Genomic DNA, 16,124 nt, shown 5'->3' on the forward strand with positions numbered 1-16,124 from the left:
CATAAAGCCGGGCGCGGAAACTTATCAGGAGCCCATGCGGTAGTTAGGGGACTCTTTGGTGATGGTCACATCGTGAACGTGACTTTCCTGGATACCCGCACCGCTGATGCGTACAAACTCTGCTTTCGTTCGCAGCGCGTCGATAGTACCACAGCCGGTCAGACCCATACAGGAGCGCAGGCCCCCCATCTGCTGGTGAATGATCTCTTTCAGGCGACCTTTATAGGCAACGCGACCTTCGATGCCTTCCGGAACCAGTTTGTCAGCAGCGTTGTCGCTCTGGAAGTAACGGTCGGAAGAACCTTTGGACATCGCGCCCAGAGAGCCCATCCCACGGTATGATTTGTAAGAACGGCCCTGATACAGTTCGATTTCGCCCGGAGATTCTTCGGTGCCCGCCAGCATGGAGCCAACCATCACTGCGGCAGCGCCTGCGGCAATCGCTTTCGCGATGTCGCCGGAGAAACGAATACCGCCATCGGCGATAACCGGAATACCAGTACCTTCCAGCGCTTCAACGGCGTCAGAAACGGCGGTGATCTGCGGTACACCTACGCCGGTAACAATACGGGTAGTACAAATAGAGCCTGGGCCGATACCGACTTTAACTGCGCTGCAGCCGGCTTCCGCCAGCGCGCGTGCGCCTGCGCCGGTTGCAACGTTGCCGCCGATAATCTGCAGATCCGGGTATTTAGCACGGGTTTCACGGATACGCTGCAGCACGCCTTCAGAATGACCGTGAGAGGAGTCAATCAGCAGTACGTCAACGCCAGCGGCAACCAGCGCGTCAACGCGCTCTTCATTACCTGCGCCCGCACCTACAGCAGCGCCAACGCGCAGACGACCATGCTCGTCTTTACAGGCGTTAGGTTTACGTTCTGCTTTCTGGAAATCTTTAACGGTGATCATGCCAAGCAGGTGGAAGCTGTCATCAACTACCAGCGCTTTCTCAACGCGTTTTTCGTGCATTTTGGCAAAGACAACATCGCGCGCTTCGCCTTCACGAACGGTCACCAGACGCTCTTTCGGCGTCATATAAACGCTAACCGGCTGGTTCAGGTCAGTCACAAAACGCACGTCACGACCGGTGATAATGCCAACCAGTTCGTTATCTTCAGTCACAACCGGATAGCCTGCAAAACCATTACGCTCGGTCAGTTCTTTCACTTCGCGCAGGGTAGTGGTTGGCAGTACGGTCTGTGGGTCAGTTACCACGCCAGATTCGTGTTTCTTCACGCGACGGACTTCTTCAGCCTGGCGCTCGATAGACATGTTTTTGTGGATAAAACCGATGCCGCCTTCCTGGGCCAGGGCAATTGCCAGGCGCGCTTCCGTCACGGTGTCCATTGCTGCGGAGAGCATAGGAATGTTCAGGCGAATGGTTTTCGTCAACTGGGTGCTGAGGTCAGCAGTATTCGGCAGAACGGTAGAATGAGCGGGAACGAGGAGGACGTCGTCAAACGTCAGGGCTTCTTTTGCGATACGTAGCATGGGCAATATCTCACCTGGGAGGTTATTAAATATTGCCGCGGCATTATACAGAGCGTAACCGATTGCATCCACACTTTTTTGCAAAAAAACCTTGCGCTCCTCTGTGAGCATGTTACTTTCGACTGAATAACTTGCTGATTTAGAATTTGATCCCGCTCACATGTTATCCTCTCAGACCACCTCAATTTTTACCGTAAGCCGCCTGAACCAGACGGTTCGTTTGCTGCTTGAGCAGGAAATGGGACAAGTGTGGATCAGCGGTGAAATCTCGAATTTCACCCAGCCGTCCTCCGGTCACTGGTATTTCACCCTCAAAGATGACACCGCTCAGGTACGCTGCGCGATGTTTCGCAACAGCAACCGCCGGGTAACGTTCCGCCCACAGCACGGGCAGCAGGTGCTGGTACGCGCCAATATAACGTTGTACGAACCGCGCGGCGACTACCAGATAATTGTTGAGAGCATGCAGCCCGCGGGCGAAGGTTTGCTGCAACAAAAATATGAGCAACTGAAGGCTAAACTGCAGGCTGAAGGACTATTCGATCAGCAATACAAGCAACCTCTACCTTCCCCAGCCCACTGCGTTGGGGTGATTACTTCGAAAACCGGCGCTGCGCTACACGATATTCTTCATGTGCTGAAGCGTCGTGATCCATCCTTGCCCGTTATTATCTACCCGACTGCGGTACAGGGCGACGATGCGCCAGGGCAGATCGTTCGCGCCATTGAACTGGCGAACGCGCGGCGTGAGTGTGACGTGCTGATCGTTGGGCGCGGCGGCGGCTCGCTGGAGGATTTATGGAGTTTCAACGACGAACGCGTGGCACGGGCGATTTTTGCCAGCGGCATTCCGGTAGTTAGCGCCGTCGGCCACGAAACCGACGTTACCATTGCCGATTTTATTGCAGATTTACGAGCGCCTACGCCATCAGCAGCGGCAGAAATTGTCAGCCGCAACCAGCAGGAGTTGTTGCGTCAGATCCAGTCCGCTCAGCAGCGTCTGGGCATGGCGATGGACTACTACCTCGCCAACCGCAGCCGTCGTTTCACGCAGATGTTCCATCGCCTGCAACAGCAGCATCCGCAGCTGCGTCTGGCGCGCCAGCAAACGGCGCTAGAACGGCTGCGTCAGCGGATGGGATTTGCGCTTGAGAACAAGATTAAGCAGGCCAATCAACGCCAGCAGCGCATGCTGCAGCGTCTGAATCAACAAAATCCGCAGCCACGTATTTATCGTGCGCAAACGCGTATTCAGCAACTGGAATACCGTTTAGCAGAGAATATCCGCGCACGTTTAAGTGAACAGCGCGAGCGGTTTGGCAACGCAGTTACCCATCTTGAAGCAGTCAGCCCACTGGCGACCCTGGCGCGTGGCTACAGCGTCTCCACCACCACGGGCGGCGGCGTATTGAAAAAGGTCAAACAGGTCAGTGCCGGTGACGTTATCACTACCCGGCTTGCCGATGGCTGGGTTGAGAGCGAGGTCACGACCGTAACCCCGCAGAAAAAAACACGCTCCCGCAAAACGAGTCAGCCCGACTGAATATGGGCTGATTCGCTTCGCAGCGTCTTAACAACTTTCACTCACGCGCATTTACCAGGCACACCTGTCGATAAATGGATGACGTAGAGGTTGTCGTACGTTTCTGCCCGTTACTCAAGTTAAGCGCCTGTCGAGCATGAGTCGCCTCATCCTGATCGACCGCCCACCAGTAGTTATCCACCCCGGTAATCGGCCAACCGTACAGCGTCCCCACCGCGCCATTTTGGTTATCGTTGTACAACGTCAGCAACTGGCTATACAGCGGTTGACGCTGTGCGTCACATCCGGTAATCCCGGTTTTATCCAGATTCGAGGCGCTTACCGATGACCAGAGTTCTCCATTCGCACCATAGCTGGTATTACTGGAAGATACTTCCGCCGCCAACAATGGGCGGCTAAATATGACGCCGTCGCTGGTGGTGGCCGTTTCGGGCATATGGCCCCAGTAATTCGCCTTAGCAGAGTTGGGGCTGGTAATTACGGTAAAAATAGCATCCAGAGAGGCTTTAAGCGTGGTGTTATTCGTCACCGTCGCCGTGAGCGTAGTTTTCAGCCCCGAACTGAGATCCTGTCGCAGGTTAAACGTTGCGGTACCGTTAGCGCCCGTCAGACCGCTAAAGATCGCGGTGTTGGTAGCCAACTTAGCGGTCTGCGCAGAAGGCGTTAGCTCGTCCAGCGTTAAATCATCCGCCCCGCCGCTGGTAATGACGTTGCCAACGCGCGACAACGCATTGCTGCGTGAAATCGTGAAATATACGTCCGGCATCACATTGCCGTCGGTGTCTGTCACCGTTACGGTCAGCGGGATTGTCTCTCCTTTTTTCACCTGCGCTGCCAGCCTCTCAGCGTTGAGAGCCGTCGACGTCAGCGTAATTGCCCCAGGCATAGGATGCGGATCGACCAGGCAAACCAGCGCCTGTTTGTCGCTTGTACTCCTGGTGGAAACCGCACCGGTTTTCAGTTGCATGCTCTGCCAGGAGGTTCCGGCTTTATCCGTCACCCACCAGCCATAACTTGCATGAGATACCGGCCAGCCGTACAGCGTTTCGATTTCGCCGCCGGGATGCTCATCGTAGAGTGATTTCAGTTCACTCAACGTCGGCTGCCAGGCTTCGCCGCAGGTGGATTTGCTTGCCAGCCCTGCGCCGTTATGGTCATACAGCGGCCACAGTTCGTTACCTACCGTGGAGCTAAACGTGGTGTCTTCTGCGGAAACTTCCGCCGCCAGTAATGGTCGCTGAAAGCTCACGCCGCTGCTGTCGGTAACGGTCTCGGGCATATGCCCCCAGTATTGCGCTTTGTCGGTATCAGGGCTGGTCACCACGGTGAATATCGCCTCCACAGTAGAGGCCGGGTTAGGGTATGTGTCCAGCGTTGCCGTAATCGTCGTTTTCAGCCCCATCGCGTCGTCCTGGCGCAGGCTTAAGGTTGCCATGCCGTCCGCTCCGGTCACCCCACTCCAGGTGCTGGTATTGCTGCTCAACACCGTCTCGGCTGTCGCAGGGGCTATCCCCTGAAGAACCAGATCGTCCGTCGCACCTTTACCATCCGTCGTTTTCACCGAACCGCTACGCGAAATGCCATTACTACGAGAGAGCGTAAAGGATGCATTCGCTGCGGGGTTGCCATTGGCATCTTTCACGGTGACAGTGAACGGAATTTCCTCGCCTTTTTTAACCTTCGCAATGCGGGTTTCGCTGTCAGCAAGGCTCGACGTCAACGCAATGGTCGCAGGCAATGGGGCATGCGGATCCACAAGGCATATCTGCGCGCCGGTCGTCCCGACAGAAGTGGTCGAACTTTTCCCGCCCGTATCCAGCCGCATATACTGGTATGCCCCGGTTTTTGACACGCGATCCACAGCCAGCCAGAACTTGCCTGCTGACACCGGCCAGCCATAATTCGTACCAATAGCGCCTATAGGGTCGTCAGCGTACAGTGTTTGCAGATCGCTAAACAGCGGCTGATATTCTGCGTCACAACCAGTAGCGCCCGCTTTTTGGGTATTTGAAATGGTGACCAGCGCCCAGCTTTCGTTATTGTACGTATAGGAGTACGTAAACGACGTTTCGGTCGCCAGAAGTGGACGTTTAAATCTAACCCCAGCGCTGTTGGTGACCGTTTCCGGCATATGCCCCCAGAAATTCGCTTTATCGCTGTCCGGGCTGGTAAGTACAGTGTATATCACATCCAAATTGCTGGAAGTCACCAGATCGTCGGGAAGTTCTGCCACAATGGCGGTTTTCAGGCCGCTGCTATTATCCTGGGCTATCTCAAACTGGGCTTGGCCATTCTCATCCGTCACGCCATACCAGTAATAGTTGCAGCGAGTAGTCGTACAGTTAAACGCCATTGAACCCGCTTCAGGCGTGAGCGCTGTCAGCAACATATTGCTTTCATTACCATCCTGAGCGAACCCAGCCCGGTTTAACGACGAGGTGCGCCTCAGACGAATAGTGGTATCAGGTGCAGGATTTCCTGAACCGTCGGTCACGGTGACGGTCAACGGTACGATTTCTCCCTTTCTCACAACCGCGGCGCCTTTTTCCGCATTCATGGCGCTCGACGTGAGCGCTATCGACAATACCCTTTTTTTACTCAAGCACAGCTGCGCCGTGGCAGTATTCATGTTGGTAGCAAGCTTTGAGTTATCACTGAGCCGGAGGTACTGAAACAGGTTTGTCGCGTGCGCGCTGTCCGGCACGCTATTACCCGCTCCCCAGTATTTCCCCGTTGTCACCGGCAGGCCGAAGGTCGAGGAGAGCGTGCCATTTGGGTAATCGTTATACAGCGTCTGAAGTTGCTCCAGCGTCGGCAACCCCAGCCTGTCACACGGGCTGGCGGACTGCTGATAAAGCTGCGGATAACTATTCCACGTATACCAGGTTTCACTATTTTCCAGAAAGCCCGAGGTATTCGTCGTGGCAGAAAGCTCAGCGCGCAATAATGGTCGATTAAACTCGGCCCCTTTGCTGTTGACAAAGGTTTCCGGCATATGGCCCCACATACTGGCTTTGTCGCTGTCGGGGCTGGTAATGACGGTGAAGATGGCATCTTTGCTGTCGGTCAGATTGCTGCCATCCATCGCTGTGGCGTTGAGAGTGGTTTTCAGCCCCGCAGACATATCCTGTGAAAGCGTAAAGGTCCCCTCCCCCTGCTCATCGGTTTGTATATACAAAAATTTCGCGCTGGTATCCATCAGGAACGTCGCAGGGCCGGACGGCATGACGTTACGTAGAGTAATATCATCTTCAGAACCAGCGCTATGGATACTTCCTGAACGCGTCGTTGATTCACTGCGGCTCAGTTTCACCAACGCGTTGGCCATCGGCTGGCCTGCCGTATTTTTGACTGTCACGGTGGCGGCGATTTGCTCGCCTTTTTTGACCTTAACGATCCCCGTCGTTTCATCCTGACCCGCGAGCGTAAGCGTCAGGTTACCAGCCGTACCTCGGGGTGAAACGAGGCACGTCTGCATGTGATAAATCGACGCATTGCTTATTGAGGTAACATCACCATTGCTCAACAGGTTAACAACCGCGTATTCAACTGGGTCGCCCTCCGCGGACGGTAAAGCGTAATCCCCCGCCCACCAGTACTGGCTGGCGCTAACGTTCCCTGTACTGCTCATTGGCCAACCATTGCGGCTGTGCATCGCCCCGTCGGGCCAGGTGGCGTACAGCGCCTGAAGATTACTGGCAGTCGGCAGAAAGTTACGCCCACAGCCACCACCAACCCCATTCCAGGCATTGCTGACGGTGATCATGCCCCAGGTTTCGCCCATATCGTAGCTGCCGTTGGTGATAATCACCGTTTTCCCCGGCATGTTGCTAAACTCACTGGATAACAGCGGGCGCTTATACACGACGCCATCACGATCGGTGAGCGTTTCCGCCATGTGCCCCCAGTAGTTCGCTTTCTCTGTATCCGGACTGGTCACTACGCTAAAGACGACCGGCAGCGTCTGCTCTGTTGCAGAACTGGTATGCTCAAGCGACGCCAGCAGCGGCGTTTTAAAGCCTGCGCCACTGTCCTGGCTAATGTCCAGCGTCAGCGTTCCGTTCTCATTGGTCGCGGAGTAATACTCAATGCCACTGCTACGACTCTCGCTATGATTAATTTGTATCGCAGCCGCAGCGGAGGTGTTTACCACCTGGTACTTACGCCCGATGCTATCACCGCGTTTAAAGATAACCGGCGTATTGCCAACCGGATTCCCCTCATCATCCAGAGTGGTAATCACCACCGGGATAGTTTCGCCAACTTTGGCTTTAACAAAACCGTCGTCGGCATGGTATAGCGAGGATGTCAGCGTGAGCCTGGTTGCCACTTTCTGCGCTGTTTGCAGGCAGGAGAAATAGAGTTTTTCATTCCATAACATTGAGCTTATGTTGCCATCGCCCAGATCGAGCGATTTCACATAACGGTTTTCCGTTGAGCGGCTGATATCAGCAGTGCTGTTCTGGTAGTTTTTCCCTTCGACAGGCCAGCCCTGCTGAGTATTGATAGCTCCGCCAGGGAAGGCTGCGTACAACGACTGCAGGTCGGCCAGCGCGGGCACAAATCCCACCCCGCAGGCGTTCTGTATCCCCTCAAAATCAACAGTGGCCCAGATTTCATTGTTTTCTGTGTTGTTGCCAACGGCAATCCCGCTGGCAATTTCTGTGACCAGTTGCGGTCGCTTAAATACTTTGCCATTAGCTGCTGACACCGTTTCTGGCATATGGCCCCACATTTTGGCTTTATTACTGTCGGGGCTGGTGACGACGGTGAATATCGTGTCAACGCTGGCGCTGACACTGGCGTTTTGATATAGCGCTGCGGTAACCGCCACTTTGGTGCCATGCGTATCTGGGCGGGTGACGTTGATGATTTTACTGCCATCGGCTCCCGTCAGGCCGCCCACTTTGGTTGCCGTATCGTTGATTGAGTTTCCGTCGATCACGACCGGAGAAACGATACCGTCGCCGCTGCCCGCAATATGCTTATCGCTCTGCCGGGTATAACCATCACCGCGCGACAGTACAAACGGTGCATCAGGGATCGGCTTGCCGCTGGCATCTTTCACCGTGACCTTCAGCTGTAACGTATCGCCCTTTTTCACCTTTAGCGCATGTTCGTTATTACCCTCATACCACAGCGACGAATCGACCGGTTCGATGGTAATAGAAGCGGCTACCGGATTGTCGCTGGCAAGGCAGGTGACATAATCCGACGCATTGTTACTGGAAAACTCGCTGCCGCTGGAAAGCGCGATGAGTTTCCACGACGTCGCTGTGGCAAACGTCGAAGACCAATAGTTAATCAGGGTTGGCCAGCCGTGGGTGTTGTGAATCGCCCCACCGCTGTTGGCGTCATACAACGCCTTAAGCTGATCGATACGCGGCAATCGGTTGACCGCACAGCCGCCGACGTCCGTATTACTCACCGCATCGCTATGAGTGACGCGCGCCCAGCTTTCGTTCGCTTCCTTCTGGGTGCGGGTAGCGCTAACCTCTGCCGCAAGCTTTGGACGCTCAAATACCGCATCACCCACCGTCAGGGTATCGGGCATATGTCCCCACATCGATGCCTGAGCGGTATCCGGGCTGGTGGGGACGGTAAATTTCACGCTGCGGCTGAGCGGCGTGGAGATGAGTGAGTTCATCGGCAGAATAGAGAGCTGAGTCTGCAGTCCAACGCCCTGCGGTTGTTCGATAGTCAGGGTGGCACTCCCCTGACTATCGGTAGTGCCCTGATACGTCATCGACGCCTGAGAAGGACCGTACGCCGTACCCGCTATAACAAGCGCGCCGTTGGTGGCATCAGTAAAGCCGGTACTGACGTTATCGCGATTGCGCCCATAAGCCATGGTAACTGTAAACGCCGCGTTGGGGACCGTAAGACCGTTGAGCGCATTAATTGAGCGCACCGTCAGCGTTATCTGCTCGCCCACTTTGGCTGTCGTCTGGCGCAGGGCAAAATCGCCGTTCATCGCCACGTCAAGCTGAGTGACTAACTCATTGCCCGAGCAGGAGAGATAGTTTGGCTCGCTGCCGCTGAACAAAGCATCAGCACCGGTAGCCAGATTGACGTGCGCCGTCTGCCCGCCGCTGGTGTCCGCCGCCAGATAGCTGTGGCTGGCGGTTGGCCAACCGTGCTCGCTTTGCATCTCGTTATCAGGATGCGCATTATAGAGCGAGTCCAGCGACAGTTGCCCTGGCACTTGTCCACTACCGCACTGGTTTTCACCCGCCGTAACGGAGTTGAACGTCGCCCAGTTTTCATTGTTTTCCTGCGTGGAGCCCGTTTTATGCGTGGCTTCTGCTGCCAGCAGCGGACGTTTATACAAATTGCCCGCCTCCACTACGCCCTGCATATGCCCCCACATGTTTGCCGCGCTGACATCCGGACTGGTGAGAACGGTAAAGATCACGTTTTGCGTTGCCTGCGTGCTGCCGTCAAACAGCACCACGCGCAACGGCGTTAAGACGCCAGTACCTGAATCATGTTTGATCTCCAGCGAAGCCTGACCGTTCGCGTCGGTAACGCCCTGATAGTGATGGGTATCACCGGCCATCAGGCCTTCACCTGCAATGGTAACCGGATGCTCCTCCCAACTGGCGGAATAGTAAGCGGTATTGCGCGCCTGCGCGTTGCCAAGGTACAGATTAAAATAGCGATACGGCAGCGGCTTGCCGGTGAGTTCGTCGGTTACCGTGATTTGCATCATGACCGCCTCCCCTACCTTTACCCTCGCGGCGCTCAGGCTACTGTCGTAGCTGTCTGTACTCAGCACCAGCTTTGGCTTTACCGCCGGTGCGGCCTTATCTACGCAACTGACCAGGGAGTTCACCGTATCCGCTTCCTGCACCACGCTGCTGGAGCGCATATTGACGCCATAATGGTACATGCTCAGCGAACTTTCCGTGGCGGACCAGTATTCATCATCCCCAGCGACAGGCCAGCCAAGAGTAGTCGCCAGGTCGCCTCGTGCAGTTTTTAACCCGATAAGCTGGCGCGCATCCGGCAGAATGTCACAGTGCTCATCCGCCCCTTTCCAGTTAAACAGCGCCCAGCTTTCATTATCGGCATTCACCGTCGTACTTTCACCCTCCACCTCAGCGGCGAGCGCGGGTCGGGTAAAGGTGTAGGTTTCACCTTCCACCTCAGCGCTGGAGCTTTCCGCCATATGACCCCACATCGCCGCTTTATCGCTGTCCGGGCTGCTGAGAGTGGTGAAAATAACATCTACGCTATCGGCAAGCGATGTCGCTCCTACGGCTTTTACCGTTAGCGTGGTTTTTACGCCAGGGCTATTGTCCTGGGTGACCGTCACCGTAGCATTGCCGCTGGCATCGGTTGTGCCGTGAAATTCGGTGGCGATCGTGGTGAGTTCAGTATCTCCTACATGTACAGGATTGGTGTTGTTGACCGCATTTTGTCGGTTGAAAGCATCACTTCGGGTAATGATAAAAGCCGTATTCGCCGCAGGTTCACCATCACAGGTCCTGGTGCTCACCGTCAAAGTGATGCTATCGCCAGCTTTACCTTTTGCCGCCTTTAGCGTTTCATTGAAATGGTCTGCGCTCACCGCTACCGGTTTGCCCGCAGCCGCGGCGATATCTACCGCAAATTTTTGCTCAAGCAACGTCACCGCATTGTTATAGGGGACACCGGTACGAGTCAGCAGCCAGAGTGGTGGTATCTCCGTTGTGGTATCAAGCTGCGGCCAGACCACCAGATGACGCCCCGCCATATTTTGCGCGCAGAAGCTGAGATTCGCGGACGGTTGTGGGCTGAGCGGGACTTCGGGCGTGGCGGCATCAGCCCATACCAGAGAGACACCCGGCGCACGATCGCTTTGCCAGACCAGCGGCGGCTCGGCAAAAATGTCACCTTCGGTGTCATGCGGGTTACTGAGGATCAGTGCGCTGCCGCTGTCATCGGTACTGAACTGGTTTGGCCTCGCGGTATTCGCCACGGCATTGGCTTGATCCACACTAAGTTGCACGCTTCCCTGATACACCGGAATGGCGACACTGTCGGCCTGCGGTTTCGTACCGTTAATCGCCGACGTAACGCCGACAGGCTCCTGCCATGTATGACTCAAATTTGTGGCATTTGCAGACAAGCCGCTGATAAATAACAGCGGCAGCAGGAAACGATGCAGTGATTTCAGGTTACCGGACATATCCCCATCCTAACGCCTGTCTGATAATTGGATTTTCAACACGCTTTGCTTAGCGTCCTGCTAAGAAAAGCGCACGGAAAACGCCGCTCCCCTGGAGAGCGACGTACGGTGCGAATTATTTGTTCTTGTACTTGATCGACAGGCCATACCCCTGAACGCCATCGTCGCCTGCGTTCGGGAAGATCGAGGTTCTGGCTTCGGCATTGGTCTCTGGAATACGCAAATCGCCGTTCTGAACTGAAGAGTCGCCTCCCGCCGTTCCCAGTTGCAAACTCGTGCCAGTAAAGACCCACTGATAGTCGTACTGATTGGTAACCACCAGTTCTCCCGTGTCGTAAGTGCCGTTTTTGTTGGCATCTTTCCACAACTGAGCAACGTAGGTGTGACCGGTATGCAGCTTGGTACTGCTGTTTTTCAGCAGGTTGACAGAGGCATTCTCAGAGTCGTAGATAGCCACGGCAATAGAATCATCCACCACCGGACCTTCCGGGATGTCATCGTCATCCGCACCGCCACCCGAGCCGGTAGAAAGATCGTTTAACGTCAAGAGTTCAGCAACGTTGGGGTCACCGGTAGTCGTCGTTGGCGTGATGCGAATACCAATGTAATAGTCTGCGTCCGATTCCTGGAGGGTATAGGAGTCCTTCCCGGCACTACCGCTTATCACGGTAGCATCAGAACCATCCTGTTGTTTCGAACGAATCCAGACCACCGTGGCTTTGGTTGCGGTATTGCTGACATCGAGATCGCCCTGCTCATCGCCAATCGCCCAGTTTACCGTGACCTTATCGCCAATATGGAACTGCTTATCCCCCTCGCCGTTGACGACACGCTCACCCCGGTCAATGCTAACCGTTACGTGGTTTTTATCTGCTTCCGCGACTTTTTCCGCTGAGCGGGTGATCCACGGTACCGTCCCCTGAATCGTGCCGGTATTGCCGCTGAACTGCCACGTATCGGAACCGGCACCTTGCAGTTTTCCTTCTTTCGCTGCTATCGCCGATGGAATTGAGCAGTAGCCTGCCACCACCAGCGCCAGTGCGACCTTACTCAGCCGCCGTTTTAACAATGCCTGCATTAAGACTCTCCTTTTCTTTAAAATTCAGCGACTCGCGCCGACGCTATTTCTGGTTGTAGGCCACACGTAATCCATACCCCTGCACGCCATCCTGCTCGTCGGCGCCAAACTTCTGCGCCGCTTCTTTATTGCTGGCTGGCAGAACCAGGTCCTCATTGCTGGTGTTCGTTTGCGCCCCGGTATGCCCGTTGGTACTCTGCCCGGTAAACTCCCATTGGTAGTCATACTGGGCCATCTCTTCTTCTGTAAGCTGTTCCGACATCTGGAACACGCCATCACTGTTAGCATCGCGCCAAAGCCGGAATCGATAGGTGTTATTCACAACAGGGTGCTTATCTTCTTTGTCGATCAGATTGACTGGGCTGGAAGTTTTCGATTGATAGATGAGGGGGTTCAGCGCTGAAAGCGATTCACCAACAAAGGTAATGTCGACATAGTTGCTGTCGCCGTAAGCATCCTCTTTAGCCTTCCAGCGGAAAGTGCCGGGAAGCGTGCTGGAGAGCGTAACGGTTCCCGCTGCTTTATCTCGGCTGGCAATGAATACACAGGGGGTTTCCGTGGTACAGGGCGTCGCAGCTAGCGTAACTTTTTTATCATTGCTGTCGTACAGCTCAGGCGTCATGGCCTCATCGACCAGTTCATCACCGTTGCGATCGGTGGTGTCGCCCCAGGAATCGGTCAGCAGCAAGTCCATTACTACACCGTCCACACCATCGGCCTGCGCGCTGGCGCCATGACTGTGATCGCTACGATCGGCATCAGCGATGTTATCGACGATCAGCTCGATTTTACGATCCTGCTGGACGGTAATTTCCACCACGCCGGAGTTCTGCTTATTGCCCTTTTCATCCTCCAGCGTCATGCGCACCTTCCAGGTGTTCATTGCCGTTCTCTGGTCGTCGGTATCAGCATTCACCCACGCCGGCAGCACTAAATTCCAGCGATTATTATTTCCCTCGGTCAAGGCATCCGCTTTTATCACCGGCATCACTAACGTCCGGCTGGCATTATTTTTCGCCTGCCAGGAAGCAGAAATAATCTTGTAATGGTGATTAATCATCGCATTGACGGTCCACTTGCATTTTTCCAGACCAACCGCGGCTTCAGGCGTGTCTTCAATCACGCATTCAGGATGCTCATTGGTTGAATCGGCCTTCAGCCAAAGTGCGACGTCTAACGGATCTTTCTCACGGTATTCCAGAACGATGAAGTTGTTACGCTCAACAAAATCATGACGACTGCCCATCAGCGAATGCTGTGCTTTGACGTTTTCCGGGTCGAGCTGTGCTGCCAGCGGGGTACCAAGCTGATATGTGACCGTGGCATTGACGTTGAGATCGGTGTTGTCCCCGGTTCCGGCTTTATAGTCCGCCCCCAACGTCACCATCGGTACAGGCGTATAGTTGAGACCTACGGTCACGGCATGCGGATTTTTTTGTAAATTATCGGTGCCAAATAACGCCACCTCGTCGCCATAGTACTGCTCATAAATGACTTTGCCGCCCAACTGCGGATAAAATGGCAGCCAGCTTTCTGCCCTAATATCCCAACCGCGCGCCGGGCGCTCTTCGTAAAAATCAAAATCTGCAGAATCTTTCCAGTCGGAAAGAGGATGGTAATAATTTCCGGAAAGTTTTAAATAATCAGTCCAGGCTTCGGTCCCCAGACCTAAGCGGCGGTGTCCACGGGTGAAGTCATAGTCATAAAACAGGTTACCGCCCAGCAGCCAGCTCGCGATATTCTGGCGTACGCCGAAGCCTAAATTACCAATAGTACGCTCTTCTTTACGTTGGGCGGATACTTGACTAAAGAGTACGGTACTTTCGTTGTCATACCAGGGAACAAAATAATCCAGCGAACTACCTTCAAGGTCTCCCCCTTCGCCCACGGAGAGACTGGTACGCACCTTGCCATAAGGCGACATTGCGCCCTCAAGGTATGACTGTGCTGATGAAGTGATTTGGTTTTGCAGATAGCTACGCGCCTGGGATTCCAGCGCTTCCGGCGTCAGGTTTTCAAATCCCTGCGTCGCTGAGTTGGTAATGTAATCAGCGCCTTTTTCTTTAAATGATTGCCCCTTATTTTCTTGTTCTTCTTTTTCTGCGGCATCACTGGCCAGATCGGGTAATGTGGAGAGGGCAATATTATTTTCAGAGACAGGGACGCTTATATCGGCCTCAGCGCTTACCACGCCAGACACCAATAATAAAAAGAATAAGCGTGCTCCTGACACCATAGATTATCCCTGTGTTAAAGCTTTCCTCACACAGAAAGATTATATCTACGATCTAAAACAAACTATAATTTAGCCACCTAAATATATTCCTAAAAACAGGTATTCATTTGAATTACGCGTTACTTATTTGTTTAATAGATATCGAAAGAGAATTAATATTCTCTTTCGTATGTTTATTTCAACTAAATAGAACAACTAATATAATTAATTACTAATAGAATAGATAACACGTTTTTTTGAAATAAGGCCATGACCGCGCTGGCAGAAATAATCGACTGCGCCACAGGCTTTGAGCACCTGCAGCGGCTGATTACACTCCGGACAGTGCGCTTCTAACTGAATATCTTTATTACAGTTATCACAGTGCGCCATACCGTTTTGCGGCTCCAGTTCTGCATGACAATCCGGGCAAATAATAGACATAGCGACTCCAGTACAGGGATCCATTACTGCGTAGAGTTTATCACGCTGCGTTTAATGCCGCCCGCGTAACTGCTGCTGTAACGTTAACAGGTACTCCACTTCCTCCAGCCTGCGCTGCGTCGTGCGACTCACTTCCTGTGGGCTGCGTTCAAACAGACTGCTCGCGCCCAGAATATGCTCCGCCAGACAATGGGCATAAATGCTACCGGGAAGGCGCCAGCATCGCACAACATTACCGTCAATCAGTTCGAGCACATCCTCGGCACCTCGACGGTCATGGCTGATGATACGGCCGTCGCGCAGATAAAGGCGCAGGCCTTTTTGTCCACCAGCAGGCCCTGCGTATTTATTCAGCCAGATATCCAGCGGTATACCGCTAATCTGTCCCTGCAGATGTGCCTCTCCTTCCGCCGTGGTCAGGTCGCCTTCTACGATATCGCGTCCCAGACGGTCTTTAGCGCTCATCACCTGCAAGCTCATGCTGTCATTGCCGCCCAGATAACGCGCTGTTTCACGCAGCATTGCCAGTACATGCGTGCCAATGTCCAGAATCACACCGTCCGGATGACGGAGTTCACGCGTATCCGGCTCACCGGTGGCAAAGTTGAGCGCGATGGGTTCACCAGCAGCGTTAAACCCGCTCGGTTCCTGTAAGAAGCCTTCGATTTTAACAACGTCCGAAAAGTGAGAGACCAGTGCCGGTTGTGGATTATCGCCCTGCCACTGCGCGCTGAGTTTACCCAACGCCAGCCGCATTGCGCCATTGCGCGCCATCCAGTGGTCGAGCGCCAGCACGCGCTCGGCAGCACCGGGTTGAATCAGCAGCATTTTCAGTTTTTCAATTTGGGAAAGCGTGGCGACAATAGGCTTTTCGACCACGATACGTGCAATGGGCGCGGCCAGCGCCTGTTCAAGCACATCAAGGTGGTGCAGGGATGCGGTGGTGATAAACAGGGTATCAAGCGGTGTGGCAAGAAGTTCAGCGAGCGACGCGCAGCGTGCCACGTCTGCAAACTGCTTTACGGGTTGGACATCAAAACCCACGCAGCGGAGTGAATCACCGAACATATGACGTAATGCGGGCAAGTATGCCGTTTCAACAACTGCGCCAAGCCCAACAAACCCTAACAACATGTTCTCACCTCAAAAATTGAATGGCCGGGACATAACGTCTGCCCCG

General features: G+C 54.2%; 7 protein-coding genes. 1 reads left to right on the top strand and 6 read right to left on the bottom strand.

Translation table 11 applies throughout. The features are described 5' to 3' along the window. Nucleotides 1–24: 24 nt before the first annotated feature. Entirely contained in the window at nucleotides 25–1,491 is a 1,467-nt protein-coding gene (gene guaB, locus LA337_16760) for an IMP dehydrogenase (protein ID UBI14817.1), read from the bottom strand. 160 nt (nucleotides 1,492–1,651) lie between these two features. Between guaB and xseA the strand changes: the two genes are divergently transcribed. Next, nucleotides 1,652–3,034 carry an exodeoxyribonuclease VII large subunit gene (gene xseA / locus LA337_16765; GenBank protein UBI14818.1) on the top strand — a complete coding sequence of 461 codons (1,383 nt, stop codon included), beginning with the start codon at nucleotides 1,652–1,654 and terminating at the stop codon, nucleotides 3,032–3,034. 37 nt (nucleotides 3,035–3,071) lie between these two features. On the opposite strand, the gene LA337_16770 is transcribed toward xseA, so the two are convergent. The 5 genes from LA337_16770 to LA337_16790 all read right to left on the bottom strand — a co-directional run bounded on the left by LA337_16770 (nucleotide 3,072) and on the right by LA337_16790 (nucleotide 16,078). Next, nucleotides 3,072–11,207: a DUF823 domain-containing adhesin gene (locus LA337_16770; protein ID UBI14819.1), complete on the bottom strand. Its 8,136-nt coding sequence runs from the start codon at nucleotides 11,205–11,207 to the stop codon at nucleotides 3,072–3,074. A 115-nt stretch (nucleotides 11,208–11,322) separates the two neighbouring features. Next, nucleotides 11,323–12,285 (bottom strand): hypothetical protein, encoded by a 963-nt coding sequence (locus tag LA337_16775; protein UBI14820.1) that lies wholly within the window; start codon nucleotides 12,283–12,285, stop codon nucleotides 11,323–11,325. A gap of 43 nt (nucleotides 12,286–12,328) precedes the next feature. Continuing rightward, entirely contained in the window at nucleotides 12,329–14,521 is a 2,193-nt protein-coding gene (gene sinH / locus LA337_16780) for an intimin-like inverse autotransporter SinH (protein ID UBI14821.1), read from the bottom strand. A 204-nt stretch (nucleotides 14,522–14,725) separates the two neighbouring features. Further along, nucleotides 14,726–14,944, bottom strand: coding sequence for a zinc ribbon domain-containing protein (locus tag LA337_16785; GenBank protein ID UBI14822.1), 219 nt, complete (start codon nucleotides 14,942–14,944; stop codon nucleotides 14,726–14,728). Between the two features lie 51 nt (nucleotides 14,945–14,995). Beyond that, nucleotides 14,996–16,078, bottom strand: a complete 1,083-nt coding sequence (locus LA337_16790) for a Gfo/Idh/MocA family oxidoreductase (protein ID UBI14823.1) — start codon at nucleotides 16,076–16,078, stop codon at nucleotides 14,996–14,998. Nucleotides 16,079–16,124 lie beyond the last annotated feature (46 nt).

Origin of the sequence: Citrobacter europaeus (genome assembly GCA_020099315.1) — a bacterium.
Lineage (GTDB): Bacteria > Pseudomonadota > Gammaproteobacteria > Enterobacterales > Enterobacteriaceae > Citrobacter > Citrobacter europaeus.

What these genes read in the sequence shown, in the direction of transcription:
- xseA (UBI14818.1), top strand. Translation starts at nt 1,652, where the DNA reads ATGTTATCCTCTCAGACCACCTCAATTTTTACCGTAAGCCGCCTGAAC.
- LA337_16785 (UBI14822.1), bottom strand. Translation starts at nt 14,944, where the DNA reads ATGTCTATTATTTGCCCGGATTGTCATGCAGAACTGGAGCCGCAAAAC.
- sinH (UBI14821.1), bottom strand. Translation starts at nt 14,521, where the DNA reads ATGGTGTCAGGAGCACGCTTATTCTTTTTATTATTGGTGTCTGGCGTG.
- LA337_16775 (UBI14820.1), bottom strand. Translation starts at nt 12,285, where the DNA reads ATGCAGGCATTGTTAAAACGGCGGCTGAGTAAGGTCGCACTGGCGCTG.
- LA337_16790 (UBI14823.1), bottom strand. Translation starts at nt 16,078, where the DNA reads ATGTTGTTAGGGTTTGTTGGGCTTGGCGCAGTTGTTGAAACGGCATAC.
- guaB (UBI14817.1), bottom strand. Translation starts at nt 1,491, where the DNA reads ATGCTACGTATCGCAAAAGAAGCCCTGACGTTTGACGACGTCCTCCTC.
- LA337_16770 (UBI14819.1), bottom strand. Translation starts at nt 11,207, where the DNA reads ATGTCCGGTAACCTGAAATCACTGCATCGTTTCCTGCTGCCGCTGTTA.